Below are 26881 nucleotides of genomic sequence, written 5' to 3' on the forward strand. Positions count from 1 at the left end.
ATTATCCCGACGTCAAGTTGATCCAACTTGACTGTGAAATGCTCTAAAAACAAAAGCCCGCCGGAATTTCCGGCGGGCTTTCTTTTCCAAAAAAGTGAAACACTTAGCGATAAACAATACCGCCGTCAGTCAGAATGGCCTGACCGGTAATATAATCAGAATCCGGCCCTGCAAGGAACGAAACCAGCGCCGCCACATCATCCGGTGTTTGTGCACGGCCAAGGGCAATCCCTTCAACAAACTTCTTATAGGTTTCACCCTTCGGTGCACCGGTCAACTCAGAGAACCGTTCGTCAATTTCCACCCACATATCAGTACCGACAATGCCTGGACAATAAGCATTCACTGTAATGCCCGCGCTGGCATATTCTTTCGCCGCAGCCTGCGTCAGCGCACGTACTGCAAATTTGGTCGCGGAATAAACGCCAAGCATCGCAAAACCATCATGACCGGCAATAGACGACGCATTGATGATTTTACCCTTCTGGCCGCGCTGCTTGAATTTTGCCGCCGCCGCCTGAATACCCCAGAGCACACCGTCAATATTGATCTTAAAGATCCGGTCAACTTCTTCCGGTGTGACCTCGGAAAGCGGCTTAACCTGCGCAATACCGGCATTGTTCACAATCACATCAAAACCACCAAGCTCTTTCTCGGTATATTCAATGGCCGCGTAAATATCATCGCGCTTGCTGACATCGGCAGCAAAAGTCGTTGCCTTGCGCCCGAGCGCTTCAATCTCTTTGGCAACCGCTTCAAGCTTATCTTCTTTCAGATCAACCAGTGTCAGATCAAAACCGTCTTTTGCCAGGCGCAACGCAATGCCGCGGCCAATACCCTGAGCCGCACCGGTAACTAACGCAACCTTATTGGTAACAGTCATAATCATATCCTTTTCGTCTTGAGGATCGAAAACCTGCCGGTCAACATGCCTTCTATACACGGCCGCAATATGGCCTTTTGCAGTGCATGTCTGCTACCGGATATGAGGGCAGAATTGCAGATTCCTGCATTAATTCATTGATTACAATCAATTTTTCATACAAGTCAGAAAACATCCATCAAACTATCGCCGTTTACGGCGCTTGTTGCCCGGACAAATAATCTCTGAGAACAATTGCCTGATTATGGTCTGTATCTTTCGCCGAATAAAGCAGCGTAACCGCTCCCTCTGAACAATGCTGCAAAAGCAGTTTCACAGGTTCGGGATTATGCCGCAATTCCTCACGATAGTGCCCGCAGAATATCTGCCAGTTTTCCGGACTGCTTTCCTGATGATGAAACCATTGCCGCAGTTCCGTTGTCGGCGCGATCTCTTTGAGCCAGAGGTCAAGGGCAGCTTCTTCTTTGCTCACACCGCGCGGCCAGATGCGGTCAATCAGCACTCTGAAACCATCATCCGGTGATACATCTTCGTAAATCCGTTTCACTGCGATTTTCAACATTGCCCGTGCTCCTCCGGCATTGCCAAACATATTCAGTTTTACAAGATAATAAATGTCAGGTTTTTATAGTACAACTCCGGAACCGGTGTTATAGCAAAATCAGAACGGAAACAGGCAGAGTGAACAGTGCATTCAAAAGACCACACCGGACAAAGTGATAACAGACTTGCTGCGTTGGAGGTTTCATCCGTCAGCAGACATTTCGACACCACTGCCGCACTGCAGGATATTTCGCTGTCTGTTGCTTCCGGTGAAATCATCTGTCTTGTCGGTCATTCCGGTTGCGGGAAGACCACTCTGCTGAAGATTATCTCCGGTATTGATACGCCGGACAGCGGGTCGGTTTTCATCAATAATCAGCCTATCGTCAACGGTACGCATTTTATCGAACCGGAGCAACGCCGCGTCGGCGTAGTCTTTCAGAATTACGCCCTGTTCCCGCATCTGACGGTAAAGCAAAATGTCCTGTTCGGCTTGCGGAAAACACCGCGGGCAACAGCCTCGGCCCGTGCCGATGAATTGCTGGCTCTGGTTGGCTTGTCCCATATGGCATCCCGCTATCCGCATATGCTCTCGGGCGGTGAACAACAGCGCGTGGCATTGGCGCGCGCACTGGCGCCGACCCCGGACATTCTGCTGATGGATGAACCCTTTTCCAATCTCGATCAGGGTTTGCGCCAGAAAGTACGCAGTGAAACCATAGCTCTGCTGCGCCAGTTGGGCACCACCGTTATTATCGTGACGCATGATGCCGAAGAGGCTTTGTCTGCCGGAGACCGGATTATCCTGATGAAATCAGGCAAAATCATCCAGCAGGGTACAGCGCATGAAATCTACGACCACCCGAACGGACGTTACGCAGCTGATTTCTTCTGCAGTTTCAACGCTATTCCGGGCACAATCAAAAGCGGGACGATTGAAACCCCGCTCGGCACTTTTCCGGTCAGCAATACAGAGCTCAGCGACGGACCGGTAACAATGTATCTGCGACCTTCCCATATTCTTCCGGTGGCCGGTACAGATAATCTGCAGAACACAACTGAAGGCACAGTGACAGGCCGTCATTTTCTGGGCGAAACTGAAGAACTGCTCATCCGCACCGGTGATCTGCAAACGCCCCTGCGCATCCGCACCTCTCTCCGGTTACCGGCCAATATTCAGAAAATACATTTGCAGCTTGATACGGACAAAGCGCTCTTCTTCCGCGATTAAACGCACATACAACCTGCTCACAAAGGCTTGACTTGACAGTCAAAGTCAACCAATAGTTGACTTTATTAATCATAATTTCTGTCCATGCAGTTTCAATCATGAAAGAGATACAATGACCAGAACCGGATATGCGCAAGCAGGCTTTGCTCTCGTCCTCGGAACCCTTTTCGCAGGCGCTGCGAATGCAGAGGAAGTCAATATCTATACCACCCGCGAACCGGGTCTGATCCAGCCTCTGCTTGATGCCTTCAAAGCTTCCAGCGGTATTACAGTCAACACAGTATTCCTGAAAGACGGTCTGGCTGAGCGCGTTGCCTCTGAAGGTGAAAATTCCCCTGCGGACATTCTGATGACCGTTGATGCGGGCAACCTGATCGACCTGACTGAAAAAGGCCTCACCCAGCCTGTTTCGTCCAAAGTACTGGAAGAAGCCGTTCCGGCACAGCTGCGCGATGCTAAAGGTGAGTGGTTTGCCCTGTCCATGCGCGCCCGCGTTGTTTACGCCGCCAAGGATCTGGATGTTACCGCTCTGAATTATGAAGATCTGTCCGATCCGAAATGGAAAGGCAAAATCTGTATCCGTGCAGGCCAGCATCCTTACAACACAGCCCTGATCGCCGATTACATCGCCCATTACGGCGCTGAAAAAACCGAAGAGTGGCTGAAAGGCGTCAAAGCCAATCTGGCACGTAAAGCTGCCGGCGGTGACCGTGACGGCGCGAAAGACATTGCAGGCGGCATTTGCGATATCGCAGTTGCAAACTCCTACTATGTCGGCCTGATGCGTTCCGGCAAAGGCGGTGAAGAGCAGGTCAAATGGGGTGAAAGCCTCAAAGTCATTCTGCCAACCTTCAAAGAAGGCGGCACACAGGTTAATATCAGCGGTGCGTCCCTTGCCAAACATGCCAAGAACAAAGACGCCGCTGTGAAGCTGCTTGAATATCTGGTCTCTGATGAAGCTCAGAAAATCTATGCGGAAGCCAATTTCGAATATCCGGTTAAAGCCGGTGCGCCGCTTGATCCGATTGTGAAATCCTTCGGTGAGCTGACAATCGACAAAACCCCGCTCACAGAAATCGTAAGCCATCGCAAACAGGCCAGTGAGCTGGTCGACAAAGTAGGCTTCGACAATTAATAAAAAAGCGCCGCTCTTTATGAATAATGAAGAGCGGCGTTTTTTATATTAAAGCAGTTACGACGACGATTCGTTTCAACTGCAACACTGAGAGAAAGAGCGGTTTTCCGTTTCAGGACAAATCAAAGCCGCTCCGGATAATGGCGAGCCTTAATATGCCAGCATATTCTAAAAGCCGGTTTTTCCGTGCCGGATCTTTATGGCTCTGCCTTTCAGCAGTCAGCGCGTTTCTGGTTTTTCTGCCGGTGCTGGCGCTTGCTTTACAAGCCGCTCAGGGTTCTGACGGTTTATGGTCACATCTTCTGGCCACAACATTACCGGTTGCATTCGTTGACACACTCATTCTGCTGACCGGTGTCGGCATTATTGTTGCAATTGTTGGTACATCTGCAGCATGGCTGGTAACAGCCTATGATTTTCGCGGGCGCAAGATTCTGGAATGGGCTTTGCTGCTGCCGCTTGCTGTTCCGACTTACATTATCGCCTATGCCTATCTTGATATTCTGCACCCGATCGGCCCTGTTCAAAGCGCATTACGTGCGCTCTTAGGGTTTGCCAGCCCGCGCGATTTCCGCCTGCCGGATATCCGCTCCATGACCGGCTGCATTCTGCTGCTCGGTTTTGTGCTCTATCCTTATGTCTATATACCGACACGGGCGATGTTCCTCACCCAGTCTTCTTCATTGATTGATGCGGCACGGACTTTAGGTGTCACCCGTAATGCGATTTTCTGGCGTCTGGCTCTGCCAATGGCACGTCCTGCCATTGCCGTCGGCATCAGTCTCGCTTTGATGGAAACACTGAACGATATTGGTGCAGCTGAATTTCTCGGCATCCGCACGCTCACCGTTTCCATTTATACAACATGGGTCACACGTTCAGACCTGCCGGGGGCTGCACAAATTGCACTGGCACTTTTGCTGATTGTTGTCTGCCTCGTCTCGCTTGAGCGCTGGGCGCGACGCAAACAGCGTTTTTCATCCAGTGCAAAACGCAGCCAGCAATTCACGCCACATAAAGTCAGTGCAACACGTGGCGGCATTTTCTTTTTGCTGGGGCTTACACCAATCCTGCTCGGTTTTGTCTTTCCGGCTATTTATCTGGCGACTGAAGCATGGAAACGCATGCGTTTTGCCGGCATCTCGCCGCGCCTTTATGATGAAATCATCAATACGGTAATACTGGCTTCGGTCGCGACGATCGTTACACTCACCATCGGCCTGATCGTTGCCTATGCAATCCGGCTACGTCCGGGTAATGCCTCGCAATGGTTCTTCCGCTTTTCCACCATGGGCTATGCAGCCCCCGGAACGGTGATTGCGATCGGCGTACTCATTATCACCGGCGCAGCGGATCGCTTTATCAGCCAGATCGCCATGTCATGGTTTAATATGTCGGTCAGCCTGTTCCTGCTGGGCTCCGGCGCAGCATTGATCTATGCCTATCTGGTACGCTTTCTAGCAATATCCGCCGGTAGTATTGATGCGGGGTTCAACCGTATTCCCGTCACCTATGATCAGGCCTCCCGAACATTGGGTGAGACGGCAACCGGCACATTCCGGCACATTCATTTGCCTCTGTCCAAAACAGCGCTCAGTGCAGCGGCGTTGCTGGTCTTTGTTGATTGCGTGAAAGAGCTTCCGGCTACCCTGCTGCTGCGCTCTCTCAACATCGAAACACTGGCAACCCATCTTTACGGAGAAGCGGCACGCGGTACCTATGAGGAAGCCTCGATTGCAGCACTGGCAATTGTTGCCATCGGTATCCTGCCGGTCATCGTCTTATCCCGTGTTGGGCGCCGCCTGTAAGCTACCTGCTCTCTGTAGCCACCTCCTGATGCAGCCACTCAATAAACAGCTTCACAGCAGGTTTTTGTGCATTTTCGGGTAAGGTCAGCACATAATAAGCAAATTGCGTAGGCCAGGGGCGGTCTATGGCAAGCGCCAGACGCCCCGCCGCAATTTCCGGTCTGGCATAAATATCCCGCACAAGGGCGATTCCCTGTCCCGCCTCCGCAGCACGCAATAACAGGAAATCATCATCGAAAGCGGTGCCCCGCTCAGCTTCCGGCGTCGGCTCCACACCGCAGGCAGCAAGCCACAAACGCCAGTCAGCACGGTCTGAATCCTGCAGCAAAGGATAGGCCAGACAATCTGAAGGCTCATCAATAGCAGGTCCGGAAGCCAGTAATGCAGGACACATCACCGGCACAAGCTCCGGCGCAATCAAAGGCTGCACATCATAAGACGGATAATCACCAAGCCCGTGACGGATCGCTATATCGACACGCCCGCCATGCAGGTTGGTTAAACCGGACGACGCCTCAACACGGACTTCAATCTCCGGATTTTGTTCCATAAATTTGCCCAGACGCGGCACCAGCCATGAAGCAGCAAAAGAAGGCAGTGTGCTGACAGTTAAAGTTTGCCGCTCCGTGCTTGCCTCAAGAGCGGCAAGACTCGCTTCAATCTGTGCGAATGCCCGCATCAATGCGGGATAAACACCCGCCCCTGCTTCCGTCAGTTCCACACCATATCGGGTACGCCTGAAAAGCGTTACGCCTGTCCGCTCCTCAAGCAGACGGATTTGCTGGCTTACAGCACCTGACGTTACTCCCATCATCTCAGCTGCACTTTTAATACTGCCCGTGCGTCCGGTCTCGGTAAAAGCCCGTAAAGCCAGCAATGGCAAAACCTTACCCATAATTTAGTTTTCCTAAACTCAAAGATCAGAATCAATCGTTTTAGAAATACACTATTACCAAATAAATATGTTTTCAGATGATGCTACCATAATTTAGATTTTCTGACACATCATCAAAAGGAAAAAATGATTGAACTTTATAGCGATTCATCTCCGAACGGGTTCAAAGCAACCATTGCCCTTGAAGAAACAGGCTTAGACTACACACTGCATCATATTCAGATTGAACAGGGTGAACACCGCAGCGCGGATTTCCTGAAACTCAATCCGCATGGGCGCATACCTGTCATCACAGACAGTACAACAGGAATAGTGCTGTTTGAATCTGCTGCCATTCTGCTCTACATCGTTGAAAAATCCGGCCAGCTCCTGCCAAAATCTTTTGCGGAGCGCTGGCAGGCACTTCAATGGCTGCAATTCCTTTCGTCCAGCATGGGGCCGATTTTTGGTCAGCGTGTTCATTTCGAAATCTTCGCTGTAACCAAATTGCAGCCCGCTATTACCCGTTACCAAAATCTGACAAACGATATTTATCAGGTGCTCAATCAACGGCTGAGTAACGCTGAATATTTTGCCGGATCAGAATATTCCATTGCGGATATAGCGGCCTTCGGCTGGACACATATTGCTCAGATTTGCGGCTTCAATTTCGATCACCATCCGTACTTAAACAACTGGCATCAAAAAATTGCTGCGCGGCCTGCTGTATTGCGCGGCATTACTTTGCCGCAACCGGCTACCGGTCCTTAGCCTCGATCTGCCAAGTTTTCTATTCCTTGAAAGCCTTATCATGAACAACAATCTGTCTGCTTCGGAAATTACATCCGGTATGTCATCAGAAGCCTTTGCGCACCATCCGGGTTACACCCGTATGTTTGCTGCCAATCAACTTACGATTGGCATATTTCTGCCGCTTCGCTTTTATCAAGGCGATATGCGCGTTCTTGAAGGGCAAACTGCTCTTGTCAAAGACATTGACCAACGCGGATTTGCTTCCGTCTGGGTGCGGGATGTTCCGCTATATGATCCGTCTTTTGGTGATGCCGGCCAGATTTTTGATCCGTTCACCTATCTTTCCTATCTTGCCGCACAAACAACCAGAGTTTCACTGGCAACCGGCAGTGCGATTTTCTCCCTGCGTCACCCGATTGATCTCGCCAAAGCAGCAAGCACCATTGACCATTTATCCGGCGGGCGGCTTGTTCTTGGAATAGCATCAGGTGACAGGCCGGTCGAATTTCCAGCCTATGGCTTAGATCTGGATACAAGAGCTGAGCGTTTTGCAGAAACGGTCATCTATTTTCGTCAATTACTGGCAGAAAGCTCACTGCCGATACGCTCGAGTTTGGGAGAACTTGCACAAGCAGAATTTTTGCCAAAGCCAGCTTATGGACGAATTCCTTTGCTGGTCACAGGATCAAGCCGGCAAACACCACAATGGATAGCCGAGCATGCGGATGGTTGGCTGACTTATCCGCAACAGACGCATACGCAAGAAGGGCCGTTACGTCTGGCACAGAATATCCGTCGCTGGCGCGATACAATTCCTGACCGCGGATTTCGCCCGCATGTGACCAATGAGTGGCTGGAATTGACGGAAGATCCTGATTTTCCGCGTACACCACTCAATGGCGGCTTTGTTTTAAAAACAGGACGTAAGGGACTGATTGACCTTCTCGGTGAATGGCAGCAAGCCGGCGTTAATCATGCGGCACTTGGTATGCAATTTGCTTCACGTCCGCCATCAGAGATTATACAAGAGCTGGCAGAAGAGGTTTTACCTTTATTTCCTTCGATTGCTGGTCCTGCTCCATCAAGCATAAAGTGGTAGATTATTACCATTTTATGCGTTCAAAACATTCAAGCGGAACATTGCTCATGCCGGTATGTTTTTATTCAGGCTGTATTCGGACGCCTATTGGTGAGCTGACCGTTATTGTGAATGATCAGGGCGCGGTTATGCGCCTTGATTTTGAGAATGACAGCCGCGTTCATCCGGCCAATACACAAATCCCTGTTACGCGGCATGATGATGCGGCTGTGCGCCATGTCGCTGAACAGATACACGAGTATTTCGCAAAGGAGAGACGTCATTTTGATCTTACACTAGCACCGCTTGGCACGCCTTTTCTGAAGGCTGCCTGGCAGGAGCTTGCAAAAGTGCCTTATGGTACAGTCGTTACCTATGGTGAACTTGCAGAACGTGCCGGTCATCGTGGTTCTGCGCGTGCCTTTGGCCGTGTGAATGCGATTAATCCGATTTCGATTATTGTTCCCTGCCACCGCGTTATCGGCGCCAATGGCAAGCTGACAGGCTTTAGCGGCGGCCTAGCCAAGAAAGAAGCACTGTTGCGTCTGGAAGGCAGTCTTTATCAGGAACGCTTACTCTGACAGCGTAAGTAGCAGTTTATAGCTTTCCCTCCGTCGCTTAAACGTGTGGGGTTGAGGGCTTTATAGCAGTTGCTTGTTTATCGGCTTTAGACCGACGGGACTGCCTTTATAGTTTTGCTTGGTTTGCAGAACTATTGAATTTCGAATGTATTTTATTGGGAGATCTTGGTTGGGCGCAGGATTTGTGATTTTGTCTCCCGCTTTGTCGGCTTTGCCTCCTTGCGGGCCTCTGACTAGGCTTAAAATCTACGACCCGTTACAAAAAAAATCCCGCTCAAAGAGCGGGCTGTTTATTTGGTTGCGGGGGCGCGCAACTACCGATACCGACATTCGCTGGAGGTCGCGATCTAGCAACTTTTAAAAGAGAGATACTATCACGCCTACAGACAGATCCATGCAGGTCACAGTACACGATACCCTTCACAAAGATGGCAAAGAACTGTCTGCAAGTGCCTAACCCCGCCAGTCAGAGCGTCACCGTCTGTGCCATGCGTACCGCCAATCTCGAGAGCAAAAAGAGCAAAAAACGTCCATTCCAGCGCCCCCCCTTTATGCGGGAACTTTCGGCTCTTGACTGAACATCTGGATGCTGCGACTTAGCACGTCGAATGGCTTTGGTGTAGGGATCTGAATTTTCGGAATGCAGCGTCAGCTATCACTGATAATTTTCAGCTTTTCCCCGGCTCAGGGCATATATTCTTGCCGTTCAAACACAACGTTGCCTATCGTATAGTATCCCAAAGCAGAAGTTTAGGGTAACGAATTGGCCGGTCTATGAAGCAGGCCTGAGGCAGCGTGGCAGTCTTGCATTCTGGGTGGATGAGGAAGTGCTTGCGACATGACACGCCCCATCTTAAGATCGCGGGTGGTCAGCCGCGTTATTCGGATCTGGCTGTGCAAACATCGCTGCAATTAGGACTGGTTTTCAAAGTAAGGATTGCACAATCGACGTATATACCGCGTCCTGCCAGAATTTCTTGAAGATCGCGCTCAGAAACTGGATAGTGCACGCAAATGAAAATAGCGCGCAGGTTGACAGTTTTAGCAAACGTAGCCCCCTTAAAATCGACCATTATCCGTCTCCGCTCATTATCAACTGAACCAACCAGGCTGCGATAAAATCAGACAACGCAAAATATCATTGCGACAGAACCCAAACGCCCCCCATAGGGCACTGTCGCTAGCAAGCGTTGAACGGCGGAAATATTTCGTACATTAAATAATTGTAATTGTTGCGAACTTAATATATCAAGTTAAAGACTCCTCTCGCGTATATAATGAATAAAAAATAAGAATAGCGGAGCATCGGACAATTAAATGGGATAGCAATTAAAATGACGGAAAGCGCATAAATTTGCGTGTGAATGTATTTTTATAAATGTTGCTAAAGAGGCCTATTCGTGCAGAAAACAACTCGTGCAGTTAATTTCCATGATACTGGACGTATTAACAACATAGAGATTCTAAACACGAGCGCACAATGTGGATGGCACAACGTGTATGTGTATACTGCTGTCATACGCCCATTTAATACTGATTTTGCCGCTGTGGATTCATTATTAATTTCCATGGTGCTCGAAGGGAACATTCGGGGCACTTTAAAAATCGGAAATTTGGTAAGCGATATTTTTCTGCAACCAGGATTTATACTTTGCCTGCCTCCTGATGTTGCCTTTGAAGCTTCAATATGCACGCATGCAAAAGTTATAAATATCTACATATCAAAGGATTTACTGCAAGATATTGCTTTTGAGTTTTTAACTTTAACAAACACATTATTTAATTTAGTTCATAATTTTCAAATTATAGACGGGTTCCTTGAAAATTTTATTGGTACAGTGAACAATGCTCTTTGCTCCAGCGGACATTTCTCGCCGCTGGAAATGCAGTATATCGCACGCACCATAGTCGCCCGCATTATTGCCAGATACTCATTATGCGCATCGGATAATCCGAACTTAGAAACAGGATTACCCCATCCTGTGCTTCAAAAGGTTTACTCCTTTATTGATGCACATCTTCATCAGCGTATTAGCGTAGAACAACTTGCATCTATGGCAGGAGTAGGAGCTGCACAGTTTGCACGCTTGTTTAAACGCACAACAGATGTCACGTTGCATCAGTTTATTATTAAGCGCAGAATTGAGAAGGCACGCAGCCTGTTAACTGACACTAATATGCCGATTATTCAAATTGCTTATGAATGCGGTTTTGCAGATCAGGTTCATCTCACCCGGCTCTTTGGGCGTTTTATAGGCTCCAGTCCGGCACAGTTTCGGAAAATGAGAAAATAGTTACTCAGCCCCCCCCACAAAGCCTTTTGAATAAATGCAGCTCACTGCCACGATGCATGCTGATTATTTTACGGTGAAGCGGGTAGTTTTTCTCCTGCATTAAAGCCGCCAAACCCAGATAGTTACGCATTTGTCTCTCCGGAGTTTTCTCTGGCCTCGTCTTTCTGTGCCTTCGTATCTTCACACCGGCTGACTTGCTCCCCGCAATCAAACCGATGCACCGAATTTATGTTCCTCTTGCACCGGAAACCATCCCGCAGGCATTGCGTATCCTTTAGACTCGGCGCTTAGATGATCCGGTTCTTGCTTATTTGCATAATTTTAAGGTGCATTGATGAAAATATGGGGTCGAACTAACTCAACAAATGTCCGCAAGGTACTTTGGTGTGCGGAAGAGCTTAAACTTAAATATGAATCCATTCCGGCAGGTGGTGAATTCGGGCTCGTAAACGAAGCGTCATATCTTGCAAAAAACCCCAATGGCCGCATCCCCTGCCTTGAAGACGGAGAATTCGTGCTTTGGGAATCCAATGTAATTGTGCGCTATCTGGCTAAAAAATACGGTCAGGAATCTTTCGCACCAGCTGATATCCAAACCTGGTATGCGGCTGAAAAATGGATGGACTGGGCATCCTTGTCTTTCGGAATGCCTTTTCGGGATCTATTCTGGAACCTGATCCGGCATAGCCCCGAGCAGCGCAGTGAAGAGGAAATCGCTCTGGGCATTAAACACTGTACGCCTTTGATGGCCATGGCAAATGCTCAGCTGGAAAAAACACCTTATTTATCAGGCAGCCACTTAGGGATTGGAGATATCCCTTTAGGCGCTATCGCATATTCGTGGTTCTCATTTCCTATAGAACGGCCATCAATGCCGGCTCTGGAAGATTGGTATGAAGGACTAAAATCCCGCCCGGCATACCAAAAAGGTGTCATGTCGCCACTCACCTGATCATCTCTGTCGCAAAAAAATCAGCAATTGCTTCAATCACATATTTGAGAGCAATTGCTGGTTTAATAATAAACTTCAATTTGCATCCAACCTGAACTCAATCTCAAATTTTGAACTCGGAAATGGCAATTTCTGCATTGGCTGCGACAGCTTCAAGCCTCGCAATTTTACGTGTTGCATAAAATTTCAGTGCGCCAGCCCCTGCTGAAAATATACCGTATAAGAGAAGCGTAACAGGCAGAACATACCATCGCAACCAAACCGAGCCGCTTGCCAGCCAACCTATTATTATTGCGATCAAAATCATGCAAATCACCCAGAAATTACGCTTCTGAGCATTATTTATAAATGTTGTAATAGCAGCTTCATGCTTTCTCAGCCTAACCAGTTCCTGACGCAGTTGTGCAATATCTTGCTTTAGCTGTTCAAGCTGGGGCTCATGGGTTTCCGTATTCGGCAAGAAACTTCCTGACATTATATTAACAAAACTTATTGAGCTTTTAGACGGATTGAAGCGCGGAGCCAATAAAGCCTCAACGGGTTAAGGCCTTATTCCGGCAGAGCACGCTAAGTAATCAGGATTAAAAATAATAATATTGAAATATTATCGTTCTCTCAAAGCCTCCCCTGCCTTATTGAATGGTTTCACGAGATACTCAAAAACAGTTTTACTACCGGTATGAATATCGACTGAAGCCACCATTCCCGGCACGATCGGAAACCGTTCATTGTTCTTGTTAAAAAGAGCGTCAGTTTCCGTCTTAATAAAAACGCGGTAATAAAATTCTTCCGGTTTTACTTCGTTTTGGATCGTATCCGGAGAGATACTGACAACTTTGCCCTCCATCCCTCCATAAATTGCGTAATCATAAGCCGTAATCTTAACGCTGGCCCTTTGTTGCGGGTGGATATACGCAATATCCCGTGGTGAAACACGAGTCTCAATCAGAAGCTGTTCATCAAGCGGAACAATAATCATCAGCTTACCATTTGGCGGAACCACGCCGCCTACGGTTGAGACCTCAATATTTTTAACAATACCGCGTACCGGTGAGCGCAGTGTCATTCGTTGAAGTGAATCTGAACGACCGCGAATAACAGATGAAAGCGCCTCAACATCCGCATTTGCTTTTGCCAGCTCTTCCCGGGCTTTTACAATATAATCCGATTGTACTTCTGTTTCTTTCAACTGCAGCTCTACCAGCTGTCGTTTCAAGCGAATGACTTCCACGTTACTCGCTGCACCCATTTTAGTCAGCGACTGACTGATCGCCAGTTCGTCCTCAACAAGTTTTTTAGATTCAGCGATCCAATTCAACGACTCTGTTAAGCTGCGGCGACGGGCTTCATATAGTTTTGTTTCTGATGCAATCAGCTCAGGAAAACCATTAAGATCCTGATGAAATGCAACTTCCGTACCATTAACCTCTGAGGTCAAACGGGCAGAGCTGGCAAGTGCCGCCCGATATTTAGCTGCGCTTTCCTGCACCGTCGCTTCCGTAACCGTAGGATCAAGTTGTGCAAGAATTTGACCCGGCTCGACGACATCATCCTGCCGGACATACAGCTTAGCCAAAACACCGCCTTCCAGTGACTGTATCACCTGCTCTTGTGATGTCGGTACGACTTTGCCCGTACCGGTGGATACCTCATCAAGCACTGCCCAGTAAGCCCAGATCAGCATGACGAGGAAAAGCAGAAAGACAAGCCGGACAAGTTTTTTGGAACGGTTCAGTCTTTGACCGTCCTGACTTCCGTTTACCCAGTTTTCAAAATCGTCACCAATGGCAGCCATCGGCTTCCTCACAGTTCTGTTTTGGGCATTGCAACTTTGCTCATGCCGAACAATGTCTGCAGACCACGCTCTTTTGTGTCATCCAAAGCAATCTGACCATTCTCGACGACTAGCAACCGATTGATCAGTTCCAGTACCCGCATACGATGTGTTGCAATAACGACCGTGCGCCCCGTACTCCATTTCGAGAATTGCTCGATAAAATGCCGCTCGGTCGCTTCATCCATTGAAGATGTCGGCTCATCAAGCAAAATAACCGCCGGATCACGGATCAATAAGCGAGCTAACAAAATTGCTTGTTTCTGCCCGCCTGAAAGACCGGCTCCGCCCTCCTGAACAAGATGTTCAAGCCCTTCAGGCAGCTTCTTGATAAAGCCATCAACTCCAACCATGACAAGCACACGTTGAATTTGCTCATCAGACGCATAAGGTGCGCCCATAGTAATATTCTCACGCAGTGTTCCGAAGAAAAGCCGTGAGTTCTGCGTCAACAAGCCGACATCGCGCCGCACATCCGCAGGATCAATCTGGGGCAATGACAAATTATCCAGCAAGACCTCGCCGTCACAGGCATCCAGCAATCCGGACATTGCCATCAGTAATGTCGACTTGCCTGCCCCGTTCCGCCCCAGAACAGCAATATGCTCCCCCTGTTTTACTTGTAGTTTTTTCACAAAAAGCACAGGGGGTGTGTCTTGCCCGCCGTAGCGGAACAGCGCGTTTTTAAAACTATAGGAACCCGATATATTCGGGCAATGAATGCGGTTTTCATGATCAGGATGATCAACAGGCATCCGCATCAGATCATCAAGACCTTTCTTGGCAATCTTTGCATGCTGGAAACGGCCGGCAATTTGAGAGATTTGTCCCATAGGCGCAAGCATTCTTGAGCCAAGGATTGAAGCGCCCACTAAAGCACCGGTCGTAAGATCTCCGCTGATCACCATGGGCGCGCCGATAAAAACAGTCAGCGCATAAACACCCGCCTGCACATTTTGTGTCCAGACACCCAGTGTATTCGTCACGGAACGCAACCGGATCTGCGCTTCACCGGTTACCGCATTAAAATGGTTCCATTGCTGTTGAAAACGGCTCTCTGCCTGCAGGGACTTAATATCTTCAATGCCCTGAACAGTTTCCAGAAGCATGGCATTCCTCAAGGAGGCTTCGCGCATAGCCTCATTGGCATGTCTGCGCAGTCGCGGCTGCAAAAGAATTCCCGGCAACAGCAAAGCGGCAAGAGCGGCAAGAGGGATAAAAACAAGTGATCCTGTCAGCCACCAAAACAATATAAGAAACAGCAGGAAAAAAGGTAAATCCGCTATTGCTGCGACCGATGTTGACGTCAGCAACTCCCGCACCTGTTCAATGTCGCGCAACTGCGAAATGAAAGAACCGGTGGAGGCCGGTCGGGCGCGGTTTTTAATTCTCAAAGCATGCCCGAAAACCACATCAGACATTTGCAGATCTGCTTTTTTTCCAAGCATATCAATTATGCTCATGCGAGTTCTGCGCATCATAAAATCAAATGCGATTGCCAGAACGACCCCGCTAAAAAGCACATATAATGTGTTAAATGACTGAGCAGGAATAACACGGTCATATATCTGCATTGAGAAAATAATGCCGGCCAATCCTAGTGTATTTGCGATGAGTGAAGCAATCATCACATGGCTGTATGACTTTAGATCGCTGAAAATTATCCGCTTCAGCCAGTTATCTTCATATGGTTTGATATAAGCATCAACCCGCACATCAGGAGCACTTTTTGATAAACGGGCAAGTAAAACACGCTGCGTTTTGACAAGCAGCTCGTCGAGCGGAAACTGGTGTTCCAATCCCTGATCGCCGCTCAGCCAGACGCCAGCCATCTGGCCTTGGGATATTTTATGAACAACAGCCAGCTGCCCGCCTTGCAATTCAAGCACGAAGGGCACATGCCACGCAGAAAGTTCTATTTGCGGTCGCTCTATGAGCTTAACGCTTAATCCGATACGCCGGGCAATTGTACGGATTTTTACTTCATCACCGGAACCGTCATCGGCCTGAGCAGTCAGGCGCAAACTCTCCGGAGAGATAGGAAGACGATAGTATTTCGCTATTAAAGATAAAGATTCCAACCACATATCATCATGAAACTGTCTGTCAGCTTCCTGATTAGCTATGCCGGAGTTTAATTTGAGCTCTTCTCTTGAAACATCCCCGCCCTTCATTGAACCGACGCCCCTCCGCGCAGTGTGTCCGGATTAATACCAAAACTGTTCCTGAGCTTGCCTGAATTAAAAAGGCAGCCAATATTCAACAGGCGCAAATCATGTTCAGTATTGGCAAGCTGAAAACGGGATTCATGCAGCTCTTGCTCCGCATTTAATAAGTCCAGCAGAGTACGGGTACCAAGCTCTAAATATTGCTCGCGATAGAGATCTCGTGTCTGTACCATCATGCTCGCGCGCGTCTTTAAAGAACCTTGTAACCGGCTTAATGAACCTATCTGACTACGTGCTTCCATCAAATTGCGCTGCACATCATAACGCGCTCTTCTGATTGCAGCATCCGCTGTTTCCAGAGCATATGCCGCAGCTCTTTTCTTCGCATTGGTTCTGCCGCCATTATATAAGCTGGAAGATACATTCAGCCCCACGCTGTAATCCAGCCGGCGATCACGATCAGTCGTGTTATTATATGATCCATTGAGATCATAGTTTGTGGATGCTTCAAGAGAAACAGTCGGCAACGCTTCTGCTTTATTCATCGACAGCTGTGCCTTAGCTTCTTCTTTCTCAGCCTCAGCCTGAAGCATTGCAGGAACATCCTCCCACACAGGATTAGCCACGTCGCATGATTTGCTGAGCCATGCAGGGACATCTGAAACAGGACGGGCAGAGGCGCTGCCAATCAAAGAACCTAATGCCACTTGCCAACGATCAAGCTCAGACTGATATTGCAATTGCGTAGCTAACGCGGTTTCGACACGCGCATCGGCCTGAACTTTGTCCGACATGGTGCTCGCGCCCTTATTCGTCCGCTCTTCAACCAGACCGGCGATACGTTTCACCCCTTCGACTTGTGCCCGTGCGAAACCTGACAGCTGCTCATATCGCTGTACTTCTATCAGCGCATTGGCTGTGTCTCGTGAAAGATTGTCGACTGCGGCCAGAAGACGTGCATGATTGAGATTTTTCCCCGCCTTCTCAAAATTTACCGAGCCTGAGACTTTGCCAAAATCATATAATAATTGCGAAGCGGTAATATTAAAATCCGGCCGCCAGCTATCACGGTTGCGACTTTGATAGCCGGACCCAATGCCCGCTTTTAACTGGGGGTAATATCCGGCTTCAGCAGCCCGTATACGCTCATCTGCCTCGTAAATCCGTCCGGTTGCCTCGTCCACTGCCGGATGCCATGCGACAGCCCGCCGGACTGCAGTCTCCAGAGTAAGAGAGCCGTTATCTGCGCGCTTCGAACCAGCTTTACCACTTACGTCAGAATGACTTGAATAATCAGCGGCTGCAGCATTTTTATTGATAGTATCCGATGAGGATATCTCTCCGGTTTTTGGCAGCACAGTTTTTTTTGTAGAAGGTACAAGTTCAGCCTCTGATGTCTGGCAACCAGACAAAAGAAAGAAAAACAATATTATAATTGTCAAACGTCCTAAGACCGTATTTTTCTGCATTTACAATCCGTTATGCTCAGTCCCCTGAAAGCTGTAGTTAACCTCCGCCACGATTTAAGCCGCAGCGAAGGTCAAAATATTGATCAGGCTATATGCATCGAATGTAAGTCATCATCCTTGATCAGAGGGTCCAAGACCAAATGAGCAAGCGGATCTTCCGGTATCATTGTCGTCATAGGTGCCGTGAGATTTTCTGTGAAAATACTCGCAGGTTCAAATTCATCAGACATTGTATCACTGAACGGCAGCGTCACATCATTGCTGCCATCATCAAGGGCAAAATCTTGTAAAAGATCTGCCATATTATGATCTTGTCCGGCCGGAGTGTCATCTGCATCCGCCAGCAAGTCGTTCATAGGAACAACATCCGCATCATCAATGGAGAACGCAACCATTGCCGCACCGGAATCTACAGTATCACCCTGAACAGTCGTATTGATTGTTACAGTCAGTGTTGCTTCCTGATAAGTTCCGTTATGTTCAATACGGTACGTGAATGTATCTGTATATTCACCCCCAACAGAAGCACGGCTATCAGGTGTATAGGTATATGTACCATCTGCATTGATTTGCAGCGAACCATATGCCCCCTGAACAACCTGCGGCGTGCCGGATACAACATTGGTAAATGTTGTGCCATCATGAGAGATCGACAATGGCGGAATGTCCGCACCCACAAGATCATTCGCAAACAAATCGCCATGAGCAGAAAATGCGTGAGGATTTGGTGCATATTGATCAAGATGAGTAACTTCAGAAGTAATGTCCACCGAGAAACTTCCGGCAACACCAACCCCTGTGGTAACGGTCCTGATGCGATATTCACCCGCGTCCAGATCAGGAACCAGAATTTTACCCGGCCCCCCGCTTCCTAACAAGCTTAGCAATTGCGATGAACTGTAGGTCGCATGGCTCGTCCAGGTATTTGTTCCTGGCGTGCGCACTTCAACATAGACCACAACCGAACCACCGAGACCTAACAGATTACCGGCATCAATGGTTAAGGTAACATCCTGAGTGGTATTCTGGGCTACAGTCAGCGATGCGCTTGTCCGTTCACGCGGAAAAAGCGTAAGCGTCCAGCTATCGTTAATTGCGTCATTCATATTAACGCCGGCTGTCACAAGATACTCATACTCAATACCGGCTTGTGCAGTATCATTCGTTACAAGCGCACCATCAATATTGATTGTCAGATTCGCGGTTGTCGAATTTGTGCCGTCCGAAATTGTGTAGCTGAATGTATCCGACTGCCCCACAGAAGCTGGACTACCATTCGGTGTATAGGTATATGAACCATCCGCATTGATAACCAGAGTACCATGATTACCCTCTATTGTGGCACTTCCGTTATTGAGCTGTATGACCTCCCCGTCACTGTTCTCAATCTGGGTTACTTTCGTTCCGGGAACAACCTGATCTTCTCCGGCCTCTCCGTCGGCGTTTATATCAGGGTCAATCACATTGCCGCTGACCGGCGTATCGCCATCAGCAAAACTGTGCTCAGTCAACGAGACCGACACTGATGTATCCTGAATAAGCGTCAATGTATTATTGAGAAGTGCATGCGCAACAGCACCAAGCACCTGATCAAGCAGATGAGACAAACCTAGAGCATTCAGGCTGTTACTCAGCACTTCAACAAGATCACCGGCACCAAGTGCAGTCGTTGTATCAAGAACAGGCAGCAGAATATTTTTGACGACTGTTCCCAGAGGCAGATTAAGGCCGGGTAAAAGCGCTCCGTTCAGTGCATTTTCAATTGCTGCCAGTACAAGAGCCTGATTTTCCTGACCAAGGACAACACCACCTTGTCCGAGTTCCTGCAGCGATACCCCGTTACCGTCTGCATCCAGCAATGTCCCAAGAGCACTTTCCCCTTTTCGGACCACAACCTTATACTCACCCGGAGCAAGTCCGGTAATATTGGCAACAAGAGTGTTATCACCTGTCAGACCCAATACTCCTGTACCAAGCACATCCCCCACAAGCGGATCGTTACCTGTTGTCAGGACGTGAACAAGATTACCGGCTGCATCGTAGATTTCTACGTTGAAAGCATCAGCAACAGCGATCAATGCATTTTGACTGACCTGGATTACAATATCGCCTGTGGAGCCCTGTCCCACAGTAAAGCTGACACCCGCGGCCTGACTGCCATTATCCAGCAGCCCAAGAAGCTGCAGATTTTCATCCGATACAGGGGCATGCGTTACGGATTCGCGAGTACCCATATCCGCATCAGCCGCATCATTTGCGCCTTGAAGGCTGATAATAGACGTAGCGCCTAACGAGCCGGCTGTTCCTGTATTACCGGCACTGTCGGTTTGACGGACTTGCACTGCACCGGCGGCATAATCTCCCTGCGGCAAGACAAAGCTTGTGCCTGTCCCATTGTTCCAAGTCACACCATTATCAGTCGAGTATTCCCACTGAGCGCCGCTCTCAAGATTGGTGACTGTAACCGTACCGACACTCGATATGCCATCGCCGTCGACACCGGTATCATTTGCCAGTTCAAGAGCAGGTGCACCAGGTGCCGTCACATCAACACTGTAATTAGCAGAGCCTGTCACCGGATCAGCCGCATTGCCTGCTGCATCCGTGAACACGGCTTCCGCTGTCACCGTCGGGGTCGTTGCGCCCGCAAGTGCACTGCCCGGAACAGACGCCGTCCAGGTGCCGTCGCCATTCGCCGTTGCCGCATAAGGCACACCGTCAACCAGAACATTGACCGCTGTCGTCGCTGCATCCGCTGGCGGATTGGCAATCGTCACGGTGATCGCAACAGAACCGGCTGCCTCACTCGCATTAACTACACCGTCACCGGCAATCGTGCCGACACTCACCGTCGTGCCACTGGTATCGGGCGGTGTAATATCATCCGCCGTCCAGCTCTCATTACCCGTGCCGCTGTTACCGGCAGGGTCGGTGACAACAACACTGACATCGCCGTCCGGTTGAACGCCCGGTGCTGTCGCACTCCATTCACCCGAACCGTCTGCTGTCACCTGCGTCTGCGTACCATCCGGCCAGGTCACTGTCACATCAGAATTCGGCTCGGTTGTGCCTGTTGCCGTCGGGATATTGTCACCGTCCGGATCGCTCAGAACAAAGTCTGCACCCGGTGCTGTCACATCAACACTGTAATTGGCAGAGCCTGTCACCGGATCAGCCGCATTGCCTGCCGCATCCGTGAACACGGCTTCCGCTGTCACCGTCGGGGTCGTTGCGCCCGCAAGTGCACTGCCCGGAACAGACGCCGTCCAGGTGCCGTCGCCATTCGCCGTTGCCGCATAAGGCACACCGTCAACCAGAACATTGACCGCTGTCGTCGCTGCATCCGCTGGCGGATTGGCAATCGTCACGGTGATCGCAACAGAACCGGCTGCCTCACTCGCATTAACTACACCGTCACCGGCAATCGTGCCGACACTCACCGTCGTGCCACTGGTATCGGGCGGTGTAATATCATCCGCCGTCCAGCTCTCATTACCCGTGCCGCTGTTACCGGCAGGGTCGGTGACAACAACACTGACATCGCCGTCCGGTTGAACGCCCGGTGCTGTCGCACTCCATTCACCCGAACCGTCTGCTGTCACCTGCGTCTGCGTACCATCCGGCCAGGTCACTGTCACATCAGAATTCGGCTCGGTTGTGCCTGTTGCCGTCGGGATATTGTCACCGTCCGGATCGCTCAGAACAAAGTCTGCACCCGGTGCTGTCACATCAACACTGTAATTGGCAGAGCCTGTCACCGGATCAGCCGCATTGCCTGCCGCATCCGTGAACACGGCTTCCGCTGTCACCGTCGGGGTCGTTGCGCCCGCAAGTGCACTGCCCGGAACAGACGCCGTCCAGGTGCCGTCGCCATTCGCCGTTGCCGCATAAGGCACACCGTCAACCAGAACATTGACCGCTGTCGTCGCTGCATCCGCTGGCGGATTGGCAATCGTCACGGTGATCGCAACAGAACCGGCTGCCTCACTCGCATTAACTACACCGTCACCGGCAATCGTGCCGACACTCACCGTCGTGCCACTGGTATCGGGCGGTGTAATATCATCCGCCGTCCAGCTCTCATTACCCGTGCCGCTGTTACCGGCAGGGTCGGTGACAACAACACTGACATCGCCGTCCGGTTGAACGCCCGGTGCTGTCGCACTCCATTCACCCGAACCGTCTGCTGTCACCTGCGTCTGCGTACCATCCGGCCAGGTCACTGTCACATCAGAATTCGGCTCGGTTGTGCCTGTTGCCGTCGGGATATTGTCACCGTCCGGATCGCTCAGAACAAAGTCTGCACCCGGTGCTGTCACATCAACACTGTAATTGGCAGAGCCTGTCACCGGATCAGCCGCATTGCCTGCCGCATCCGTGAACACGGCTTCCGCTGTCACCGTCGGGGTCGTTGCGCCCGCAAGTGCACTGCCCGGAACAGACGCCGTCCAGGTGCCGTCGCCATTCGCCGTTGCCGCATAAGGCACACCGTCAACCAGAACATTGACCGCTGTCGTCGCTGCATCCGCTGGCGGATTGGCAATCGTCACGGTGATCGCAACAGAACCGGCTGCCTCACTCGCATTAACTACACCGTCACCGGCAATCGTGCCGACACTCACCGTCGTGCCACTGGTATCGGGCGGTGTAATATCATCCGCCGTCCAGCTCTCATTACCCGTGCCGCTGTTACCGGCAGGGTCGGTGACAACAACACTGACATCGCCGTCCGGTTGAACGCCCGGTGCTGTCGCACTCCATTCACCCGAACCGTCTGCTGTCACCTGCGTCTGCGTACCATCCGGCCAGGTCACTGTCACATCAGAATTCGGCTCGGTTGTGCCTGTTGCCGTCGGGATATTGTCACCGTCCGGATCGCTCAGAACAAAGTCTGCACCCGGTGCTGTCACATCAACACTGTAATTGGCAGAGCCTGTCACCGGATCAGCCGCATTGCCTGCCGCATCCGTGAACACGGCTTCCGCTGTCACCGTCGGGGTCGTTGCGCCCGCAAGTGCACTGCCCGGAACAGACGCCGTCCAGGTGCCGTCGCCATTCGCCGTTGCCGCATAAGGCACACCGTCAACCAGAACATTGACCGCTGTCGTCGCTGCATCCGCTGGCGGATTGGCAATCGTCACGGTGATCGCAACAGAACCGGCTGCCTCACTCGCATTAACTACACCGTCACCGGCAATCGTGCCGACACTCACCGTCGTGCCACTGGTATCGGGCGGTGTAATATCATCCGCCGTCCAGCTCTCATTACCCGTGCCGCTGTTACCGGCAGGGTCGGTGACAACAACACTGACATCGCCGTCCGGTTGAACGCCCGGTGCTGTCGCACTCCATTCACCCGAACCGTCTGCTGTCACCTGCGTCTGCGTACCATCCGGCCAGGTCACTGTCACATCAGAATTCGGCTCGGTTGTGCCTGTTGCCGTCGGGATATTGTCACCGTCCGGATCGCTCAGAACAAAGTCTGCACCCGGTGCTGTCACATCAACACTGTAATTGGCAGAGCCTGTCACCGGATCAGCCGCATTGCCTGCCGCATCCGTGAACACGGCTTCCGCTGTCACCGTCGGGGTCGTTGCGCCCGCAAGTGCACTGCCCGGAACAGACGCCGTCCAGGTGCCGTCGCCATTCGCCGTTGCCGCATAAGGCACACCGTCAACCAGAACATTGACCGCTGTCGTCGCTGCATCCGCTGGCGGATTGGCAATCGTCACGGTGATCGCAACAGAACCGGCTGCCTCACTCGCATTAACTACACCGTCACCGGCAATCGTGCCGACACTCACCGTCGTGCCACTGGTATCGGGCGGTGTAATATCATCCGCCGTCCAGCTCTCATTACCCGTGCCGCTGTTACCGGCAGGGTCGGTGACAACAACACTGACATCGCCGTCCGGTTGAACGCCCGGTGCTGTCGCACTCCATTCACCCGAACCGTCTGCTGTCACCTGCGTCTGCGTACCATCCGGCCAGGTCACTGTCACATCAGAATTCGGCTCGGTTGTGCCTGTTGCCGTCGGGATATTGTCACCGTCCGGATCGCTCAGAACAAAGTCTGCACCCGGTGCTGTCACATCAACACTGTAATTGGCAGAGCCTGTCACCGGATCAGCCGCATTGCCTGCCGCATCCGTGAACACGGCTTCCGCTGTCACCGTCGGGGTCGTTGCGCCCGCAAGTGCACTGCCCGGAACAGACGCCGTCCAGGTGCCGTCGCCATTCGCCGTTGCCGCATAAGGCACACCGTCAACCAGAACATTGACCGCTGTCGTCGCTGCATCCGCTGGCGGATTGGCAATCGTCACGGTGATCGCAACAGAACCGGCTGCCTCACTCGCATTAACTACACCGTCACCGGCAATCGTGCCGACACTCACCGTCGTGCCACTGGTATCGGGCGGTGTAATATCATCCGCCGTCCAGCTCTCATTACCCGTGCCGCTGTTACCGGCAGGGTCGGTGACAACAACACTGACATCGCCGTCCGGTTGAACGCCCGGTGCTGTCGCACTCCATTCACCCGAACCGTCTGCTGTCACCTGCGTCTGCGTACCATCCGGCCAGGTCACTGTCACATCAGAATTCGGCTCGGTTGTGCCTGTTGCCGTCGGGATATTGTCACCGTCCGGATCGCTCAGAACAAAGTCTGCACCCGGTGCTGTCACATCAACACTGTAATTGGCAGAGCCTGTCACCGGATCAGCCGCATTGCCTGCCGCATCCGTGAACACGGCTTCCGCTGTCACCGTCGGGGTCGTTGCGCCCGCAAGTGCACTGCCCGGAACAGACGCCGTCCAGGTGCCGTCGCCATTCGCCGTTGCCGCATAAGGCACACCGTCAACCAGAACATTGACCGCTGTCGTCGCTGCATCCGCTGGCGGATTGGCAATCGTCACGGTGATCGCAACAGAACCGGCTGCCTCACTCGCATTAACTACACCGTCACCGGCAATCGTGCCGACACTCACCGTCGTGCCACTGGTATCGGGCGGTGTAATATCATCCGCCGTCCAGCTCTCATTACCCGTGCCGCTGTTACCGGCAGGGTCGGTGACAACAACACTGACATCGCCGTCCGGTTGAACGCCCGGTGCTGTCGCACTCCATTCACCCGAACCGTCTGCTGTCACCTGCGTCTGCGTACCATCCGGCCAGGTCACTGTCACATCAGAATTCGGCTCGGTTGTGCCTGTTGCCGTCGGGATATTGTCACCGTCCGGATCGCTCAGAACAAAGTCTGCACCCGGTGCTGTCACATCAACACTGTAATTGGCAGAGCCTGTCACCGGATCAGCCGCATTGCCTGCCGCATCCGTGAACACGGCTTCCGCTGTCACCGTCGGGGTCGTTGCGCCCGCAAGTGCACTGCCCGGAACAGACGCCGTCCAGGTGCCGTCGCCATTCGCCGTTGCCGCATAAGGCACACCGTCAACCAGAACATTGACCGCTGTCGTCGCTGCATCCGCTGGCGGATTGGCAATCGTCACGGTGATCGCAACAGAACCGGCTGCCTCACTCGCATTAACTACACCGTCACCGGCAATCGTGCCGACACTCACCGTCGTGCCACTGGTATCGGGCGGTGTAATATCATCCGCCGTCCAGCTCTCATTACCCGTGCCGCTGTTACCGGCAGGGTCGGTGACAACAACACTGACATCGCCGTCCGGTTGAACGCCCGGTGCTGTCGCACTCCATTCACCCGAACCGTCTGCTGTCACCTGCGTCTGCGTACCATCCGGCCAGGTCACTGTCACATCAGAATTCGGCTCGGTTGTGCCTGTTGCCGTCGGGATATTGTCACCGTCCGGATCGCTCAGAACAAAGTCTGCACCCGGTGCTGTCACATCAACACTGTAATTGGCAGAGCCTGTCACCGGATCAGCCGCATTGCCTGCCGCATCCGTGAACACGGCTTCCGCTGTCACCGTCGGGGTCGTTGCGCCCGCAAGTGCACTGCCCGGAACAGACGCCGTCCAGGTGCCGTCGCCATTCGCCGTTGCCGCATAAGGCACACCGTCAACCAGAACATTGACCGCTGTCGTCGCTGCATCCGCTGGCGGATTGGCAATCGTCACGGTGATCGCAACAGAACCGGCTGCCTCACTCGCATTAACTACACCGTCACCGGCAATCGTGCCGACACTCACCGTCGTGCCACTGGTATCGGGCGGTGTAATATCATCCGCCGTCCAGCTCTCATTACCCGTGCCGCTGTTACCGGCAGGGTCGGTGACAACAACACTGACATCGCCGTCCGGTTGAACGCCCGGTGCTGTCGCACTCCATTCACCCGAACCGTCTGCTGTCACCTGCGTCTGCGTACCATCCGGCCAGGTCACTGTCACATCAGAATTCGGCTCGGTTGTGCCTGTTGCCGTCGGGATATTGTCGCCTTCCGGATCACTCAGAACAAACTCGGCACCCGGCGCTGTCACATCAACTGTAATTTCCCCCAGAGAACCATTTGAACTTATGTTCCCTGCCTGATCAATCTGCCGAACGAGCACTTCTCCGTCCTGGTAGTTACCGGCTGCTAACTCAAAACTGTTACCTGTCCCTTTTTGCCAGGTTTTACCGCCATCAATACTGTATTCCCAAGTTGCTCCGGCTTCCAGATTACTGACAATAACACTACCGTCTTTCGTTATACCGTCACCAACAATTCCAGTATCATTTTCAAGTTTGATGACAGGAGCTTCCGGAGGTGTAGGATCACTCTCACCAGGCTGCCCGTCAGGGCCTCGATCTCCCCCTCCACCCGAACCTCCTGCAACGGCAGCACCTATAGCACCAAGGCCGCCCAATCCTAACAAGATAGGTAGTAAACTCCGATCTTTCTCGACCAGCTGATCGACAGATTGAATCTCCGCAAAGTTAAAGTCTGCCAAACCATCAGAATACTGGCCAGCCCACAGCTTTCCGTCACCGTCTTCGAGAATGAGATCATTATCTTGATTGCTAATAAAATACTTATAAAAATTAACGATACGTATTGTCGTACCATTATGTAAATGGATCAAAAGATCTTCACCTGCTCGCTGAAAATCTCCAACATCACGAGGGCTAAGCGCCAACTTCACGATGCTGGGTTCGGATAGCGTGATATTGTTTCCAGAAACAGTATTTACGTGACCATTATTTTTATGTGTAACAACAACAATCATAACGTTCTCCTTCGCTTATTTAAAAGCAAAGAAAATCGATCAACATTAACTGCACTCATTAAAGCGGGTATATTGCTATAGTATGCTAATAAA

At 51.2% G+C, this 26881-nt stretch carries 17 protein-coding genes and 2 pseudogenes; 9 read left to right on the forward strand and 10 right to left on the reverse strand.

Annotation, left to right across the window (positions count from 1 at the left end; genetic code table 11):
* Window positions 1-103: 103 nt before the first annotated feature.
* Entirely contained in the window at window positions 104-883 is a 780-nt protein-coding gene (locus K1X45_RS08770) for an acetoin reductase (protein ID WP_220158589.1), read from the reverse strand.
* 193 nt (window positions 884-1076) lie between these two features.
* Window positions 1077-1445 (reverse strand): DUF488 domain-containing protein, encoded by a 369-nt coding sequence (locus tag K1X45_RS08775; protein WP_220158590.1) that lies wholly within the window; start codon window positions 1443-1445, stop codon window positions 1077-1079.
* A 174-nt stretch (window positions 1446-1619) separates the two neighbouring features.
* Here K1X45_RS08775 and K1X45_RS08780 point away from each other — a divergent pair, with 174 nt between their 5' ends.
* The 3 genes from K1X45_RS08780 (at window position 1620) to K1X45_RS08790 (ending at window position 5600) form a co-directional block, all read left to right on the forward strand.
* On the forward strand, window positions 1620-2657 hold the full coding sequence (locus K1X45_RS08780) for an ABC transporter ATP-binding protein (RefSeq protein ID WP_022709353.1): 1038 nt from the start codon (window positions 1620-1622) through the stop codon (window positions 2655-2657).
* A gap of 112 nt (window positions 2658-2769) precedes the next feature.
* Window positions 2770-3792 (forward strand): Fe(3+) ABC transporter substrate-binding protein, encoded by a 1023-nt coding sequence (locus tag K1X45_RS08785; RefSeq protein ID WP_022709352.1) that lies wholly within the window; start codon window positions 2770-2772, stop codon window positions 3790-3792.
* Between the two features lie 155 nt (window positions 3793-3947).
* Window positions 3948-5600, forward strand: coding sequence for an iron ABC transporter permease (locus K1X45_RS08790; protein ID WP_220158591.1), 1653 nt, complete (start codon window positions 3948-3950; stop codon window positions 5598-5600).
* Between the two features lies 1 nt (window position 5601).
* Here K1X45_RS08790 and K1X45_RS08795 read toward each other — a convergent pair whose 3' ends face one another.
* A complete protein-coding gene (locus tag K1X45_RS08795) occupies window positions 5602-6495 on the reverse strand; it encodes a LysR substrate-binding domain-containing protein (RefSeq protein WP_220158592.1) in 894 nt (297 codons plus the stop codon).
* A 126-nt stretch (window positions 6496-6621) separates the two neighbouring features.
* Here K1X45_RS08795 and K1X45_RS08800 point away from each other — a divergent pair, with 126 nt between their 5' ends.
* The 4 genes and pseudogenes from K1X45_RS08800 to K1X45_RS15990 form a co-directional block, all read left to right on the forward strand.
* Entirely contained in the window at window positions 6622-7245 is a 624-nt protein-coding gene (locus tag K1X45_RS08800; RefSeq protein ID WP_220158593.1) for a glutathione S-transferase family protein, read from the forward strand.
* Window positions 7246-7285: 40 nt separating this feature from the next.
* Window positions 7286-8326: an LLM class oxidoreductase gene (locus K1X45_RS08805; RefSeq protein ID WP_220158594.1), complete on the forward strand. Its 1041-nt coding sequence runs from the start codon at window positions 7286-7288 to the stop codon at window positions 8324-8326.
* 47 nt (window positions 8327-8373) lie between these two features.
* Entirely contained in the window at window positions 8374-8886 is a 513-nt protein-coding gene (locus tag K1X45_RS08810; protein ID WP_220158566.1) for a methylated-DNA--[protein]-cysteine S-methyltransferase, read from the forward strand.
* A 699-nt stretch (window positions 8887-9585) separates the two neighbouring features.
* A pseudogene (locus K1X45_RS15990) lies at window positions 9586-9834 on the forward strand (transposase); the annotation flags it as partial.
* On the opposite strand, the pseudogene K1X45_RS15995 reads toward K1X45_RS15990, so the two are convergent.
* A pseudogene (locus K1X45_RS15995) lies at window positions 9819-9959 on the reverse strand (IS6 family transposase); the annotation flags it as partial. The pseudogenes K1X45_RS15990 and K1X45_RS15995 overlap by 16 nt on opposite strands.
* A 327-nt stretch (window positions 9960-10286) precedes the next feature.
* On the opposite strand from K1X45_RS15995, the gene K1X45_RS08815 reads away from it, so the two are divergent.
* A complete protein-coding gene (locus K1X45_RS08815; protein WP_220158595.1) occupies window positions 10287-11180 on the forward strand; it encodes a helix-turn-helix domain-containing protein in 894 nt (297 codons plus the stop codon).
* A 4-nt stretch (window positions 11181-11184) separates the two neighbouring features.
* Here K1X45_RS08815 and K1X45_RS16000 read toward each other — a convergent pair whose 3' ends face one another.
* Window positions 11185-11310, reverse strand: coding sequence for a hypothetical protein (locus K1X45_RS16000; RefSeq protein WP_255560366.1), 126 nt, complete (start codon window positions 11308-11310; stop codon window positions 11185-11187).
* A 201-nt stretch (window positions 11311-11511) separates the two neighbouring features.
* On the opposite strand from K1X45_RS16000, the gene K1X45_RS08820 reads away from it, so the two are divergent.
* Window positions 11512-12132, forward strand: a complete 621-nt coding sequence (locus tag K1X45_RS08820; RefSeq protein WP_220158596.1) for a glutathione S-transferase family protein — start codon at window positions 11512-11514, stop codon at window positions 12130-12132.
* A 103-nt stretch (window positions 12133-12235) separates the two neighbouring features.
* On the opposite strand, the gene K1X45_RS08825 is transcribed toward K1X45_RS08820, so the two are convergent.
* The 5 genes from K1X45_RS08825 to K1X45_RS08845 form a co-directional block, all read right to left on the reverse strand.
* Window positions 12236-12592, reverse strand: coding sequence for a hypothetical protein (locus K1X45_RS08825; RefSeq protein ID WP_220158597.1), 357 nt, complete (start codon window positions 12590-12592; stop codon window positions 12236-12238).
* A gap of 144 nt (window positions 12593-12736) precedes the next feature.
* Window positions 12737-13927: an HlyD family efflux transporter periplasmic adaptor subunit gene (locus tag K1X45_RS08830; protein WP_220158598.1), complete on the reverse strand. Its 1191-nt coding sequence runs from the start codon at window positions 13925-13927 to the stop codon at window positions 12737-12739.
* Between the two features lie 8 nt (window positions 13928-13935).
* Window positions 13936-16140, reverse strand: a complete 2205-nt coding sequence (locus tag K1X45_RS08835; RefSeq protein WP_220158599.1) for a type I secretion system permease/ATPase — start codon at window positions 16138-16140, stop codon at window positions 13936-13938.
* Complete coding sequence (locus tag K1X45_RS08840; protein ID WP_220158600.1) at window positions 16137-17603, reverse strand: TolC family outer membrane protein; 1467 nt, start codon at window positions 17601-17603, stop codon at window positions 16137-16139. The genes K1X45_RS08835 and K1X45_RS08840 overlap by 4 nt, the downstream gene beginning before the upstream one ends.
* An 83-nt stretch (window positions 17604-17686) precedes the next feature.
* On the reverse strand, window positions 17687-26788 hold the full coding sequence (locus K1X45_RS08845; RefSeq protein ID WP_220158601.1) for a BapA/Bap/LapF family large adhesin: 9102 nt from the start codon (window positions 26786-26788) through the stop codon (window positions 17687-17689).
* Between the last annotated feature and the right edge of the window lie 93 nt (window positions 26789-26881).

Origin of the sequence: Pseudochrobactrum sp. Wa41.01b-1, from assembly GCF_019464455.1 — a bacterium.
Taxonomy (GTDB): domain Bacteria; phylum Pseudomonadota; class Alphaproteobacteria; order Rhizobiales; family Rhizobiaceae; genus Pseudochrobactrum; species Pseudochrobactrum saccharolyticum.